Here is a 3,423-nt window from a genome sequence, read left to right on the forward strand (position 1 = left end):
CCCCTGCCCCGTGGACGCGGAGGAGGACGACGACGAGGCCACCGCCGCCACCGACGACGAAGGCGTGAGCGAGGAAGGCGAGATGCAGGCGCCGCTCGCGCCCGCCGCGCCCGCCGGGCCGCTGTACACCGCCGACCTGTCCGACGAGGCGCTCACCGAGGCGTGGAAGAAGGACCCGTCCACGCTGGGCTCCATGTCCATTGGCTTCGTGGAGAGCGGCCGGCAGCTCAACAGCGTGCGCGTGCCGGATGACAAGGATTGGCTCGTGGTGTCGCCGGAGATCGCCTACGGCACGCAGGAGACGGTGGACTACGTCGTCGCCGCCATCCGCGCGGTGCGCGCGCAGTACCCGAACGTGCCCCCGCTGCGCGTCAACCGCCTGTCCACCAAGGACGGCGGCTACCTGCGTCCGCACAAGAGCCACCAGAACGGCCGCGACGTGGACCTGGGCTTCTACTACCCGACGGCGGAGCCGGTGCGTGCGCGCGAGCGGGAGCGCTACATCGACGTGGCCATGAACTGGGCGCTGGTGCGCTCGCTGGTGGTGAACACCGACGTGCAGATGATCCTCGTGGACAAGCGCGTGCAGAAGGTCCTGTACGACTACGCGCTGTCCATTGGCGAGGACAAGGCGTGGCTGGACTCGCTGTTCAACGCCGGCTTCAACTCACTCATCAAGCACGCGCGCCGGCACCGCGACCACTTCCACGTGCGCTTCTTCAACGGCCGCGCGCAGGAGCTGGGCCGCCGGGTGGCGCCGCTCTTGGCGCTGCAGCCGGACCAGAACCTCATGATGTACAGGGTCCGCAACGGGGACACGCTGGGCGGCATCGCGATGCGGCACAACTCCAGCGTGGTGGCCATCAAGAAGGCCAACCGGATGCGCAACACGTTCCTGAGCATCGGCCGGCGGCTGGTGATTCCGCTGAAGGGGCCGTGCACGCACTGCCCCATCCCCCCGCCGGTGCAGCTGCCGCCGCGCCGGATGCCTCCCCAGACGCAGGCCCCCGCTTTGGTGAACACGGCGCCCGCGGCTTCGGGCAAGCTGCCCAACCCGTGCACTCCCGCCGCACTGGCACCGACGCCGGTGGCCGTCCCCATGGGTGTTCCGTCCGGTCTGTCGACCGCGCGCTGAAAGGGCTTCAGGTTCATGGCAACTCCGCACATCTCCGCGTCTCCGGGTGACTTCGCCGAAGTGGTCCTCATGCCGGGCGACCCGCTCCGGGCGCGCTACATCTCCGAGCGCTTCCTGGAGAGCGCGCGCCCCGTCACGGCGGTGCGCAACATGCTGGGCTTCACCGGCACCTTCCGGGGCAAGCGGCTGTCGGTGATGGGGCACGGCATGGGCGTGCCGTCCATCTCCATCTACGCGACGGAGCTGGTGAAGTCCTACGGCGCGAAGGTGCTCATCCGTGTGGGAAGCTGCGGCGCGCTGCGCACGGACGTGAAGCTGCGTGACGTCATCGTGGCGATGGGCGCGGGCACGGACTCCAACGTGAACCGCATGCGCGTCATGGGCTACGACTTCCCGGCGGTGGCGGACTTCACGCTGGCCCGGCGCGCGGTGGAGGCGGCGGAGAAGCGCAGCAAGCCCGTGCGCGTGGGCAACGTCTTCACGTCCGACCTCTTCTACCACCCGCAGGCGGCGCTCAACGCGACGCTGGAGAAGATGGGCATCCTGGCGGTGGAGATGGAGATCGCCGGCCTGTACGGCGTGGCGGCGGAGTTTGGCGCGCGGGCGCTGGCGCTGCTCACGGTGTCGGACCACATCCTCACCGGCGAGCACCTGTCTCCGGAGGACCGTCAGACGACGTTCGACGAGATGATCGAACTGGCGCTCGACGTGGCCGCCTCCGAGGCGTGAGGAACCCCATGGCCTTGCCTCCCCGCAGGGGCCCGGGTTCCCCGCTGGCGCGCAAGGCCGCGCAGCGCACGCCCGGCCACCACTACAACGCGAGCTTCCTGGCGTCCGCGGACCGCGCGGAGATATTGGCGTGGCTGGGCACGCTGCACCCGCTGTGGGAGGAGCGCTATTCGAAGCACTTCCCCCCGCCGGAGGGGCAGCAGCAGCGGCGGTTGTTGCGGCCGGTGTACTGGCTGGGCAACTGGCAGTTCGCGTGTCTGGACTACTACCGGCCTCCGAAGGGCGTGAAGGACCGCTGCGTGAAGGCAGAGCCGTTCCCCGCGGTGCTGGAGCGGCAGATTGTGAAGGTGGAGGCGCTGGCGCGGCGGATGTTCCGGGGCCCGGACATGCCGCAGGGCTGGCACCTCAACACGTGCCTGGTGAACTTCTACGGCAGCCGGTTGGAGGAGGGCCGCTGGGTGGACACCGCGCGCGTGGGCGAGCACAAGGACTTCGAGCCGGGCCCGGTGGCGTCGCTGTCCCTGGGGGAGCGCGCGCTCATCCAGTTCGTCACGTCCACGCGGCCCGGCGAGCGCGACGCGGTGGTGCTGGAGCAGTGGCTGGATGACGGGTCGCTGCAGCTCTTTGGTGGGGCGCAGTGGAAGGACCAGACGTTCCACCGGGTGCAGCGGGTGGACACGCGCGCGGGCCACGTGATGCCGCCGGAGCTGCCGGACTTCCGCACGCGGCGCATCAACCTGACGTTCCGCTACGTGCCGGACGCGCACGTGACGCCGTTCGCGGCGCTGAGCGCGGAGGCCCGCGAGGACGTGCGCCCGTACATGGCGACGCTCGCGAAGGGCAGCCGCTTCTTCCGCGAGGAGCTGGCGCGCGAGCCGACGTCGGTGAAGGCGGAGTAGGGCGCGGCGCGTCCGGAGCGACGCGGTTCCAACTGGTCCGACTGTCGGACCAGTTGCCGCTGCTCGGATGACGCGGACAGCCCCAGGCCTGGCGGCCGACGAGGCCGGTCCGGTGGGGGCGCCTCGGAGGTCTGAACTGGTCCGACTGTCGGACCAGTTCGTGCGGTGGGCTCCGGATGGGCCGCCCCGTGGGGCTCTCAGCTTCTCAGCCCCGGGGACGGACCTCAGGTCCGCAGGCTCAGGAGGAGCCCGTCTCGGGGTTCGAGGACGAGGGCGCGGGCGGACGGCCCACGTAGCTCACCTGGGGCGCGCCACCCCGGGAAGGACGTCCCGCGCCGCGCTCCGCACCCTGACGGGGCATCCGGGGCCCGTTGTTGGGGAGGTTGCCTCGCGCCTCGCGGGGATTCGCTCCAGGGCCCCGGCCGTTCTGGCGCGGCTCGTCACCCTGCTGCGGCCGGCCGTTCATGCGCGGTTCGCCGTTCTGCTGGGGCGGGCCGTCCTGGATGGCGCCGTTGTTGCGCGGAGGCCGGCCGTTCATCCGGGGGCCGCCGTTGCGCTGCTGGCCGTTCGCGCGGGGCTCCCCGGGCGGTTGCGCCGTGCCGTTCATCCCGGCCCCGTCCTGCGCGTGACGCGCCGGGGCTTCGGCCGTCCAGTCGCCAC

3 protein-coding genes and 1 pseudogene are annotated in these 3,423 nt (G+C 71.2%); 3 read left to right on the forward strand and 1 reads right to left on the reverse strand.

Going from position 1 to position 3,423, the window contains the following annotated elements; all coding sequences use genetic code 11:
• The 3 genes from ACLEQD_RS39605 to ACLEQD_RS39615 form a co-directional block, all read left to right on the forward strand.
• The coding region (locus tag ACLEQD_RS39605; RefSeq protein ID WP_410391107.1) for a penicillin-insensitive murein endopeptidase at nt 1–1,135 on the forward strand (1,135 nt) is incomplete at its 5' end.
• Between the two features lie 15 nt (nt 1,136–1,150).
• Nucleotides 1,151–1,864, forward strand: coding sequence for a purine-nucleoside phosphorylase (deoD, locus tag ACLEQD_RS39610; protein ID WP_410391108.1), 714 nt, complete (start codon nt 1,151–1,153; stop codon nt 1,862–1,864).
• An 8-nt stretch (nt 1,865–1,872) separates the two neighbouring features.
• Nucleotides 1,873–2,763: an alpha-ketoglutarate-dependent dioxygenase AlkB gene (locus tag ACLEQD_RS39615; RefSeq protein WP_410391109.1), complete on the forward strand. Its 891-nt coding sequence runs from the start codon at nt 1,873–1,875 to the stop codon at nt 2,761–2,763.
• Between the two features lie 238 nt (nt 2,764–3,001).
• Here ACLEQD_RS39615 and ACLEQD_RS39620 read toward each other — a convergent pair.
• Nucleotides 3,002–3,423, reverse strand: a pseudogene (locus ACLEQD_RS39620) (hypothetical protein); the annotation flags it as partial.

The sequence above is a fragment of the Corallococcus sp. 4LFB genome (assembly GCF_046520365.1).
GTDB lineage: Bacteria > Myxococcota > Myxococcia > Myxococcales > Myxococcaceae > Corallococcus > Corallococcus caeni.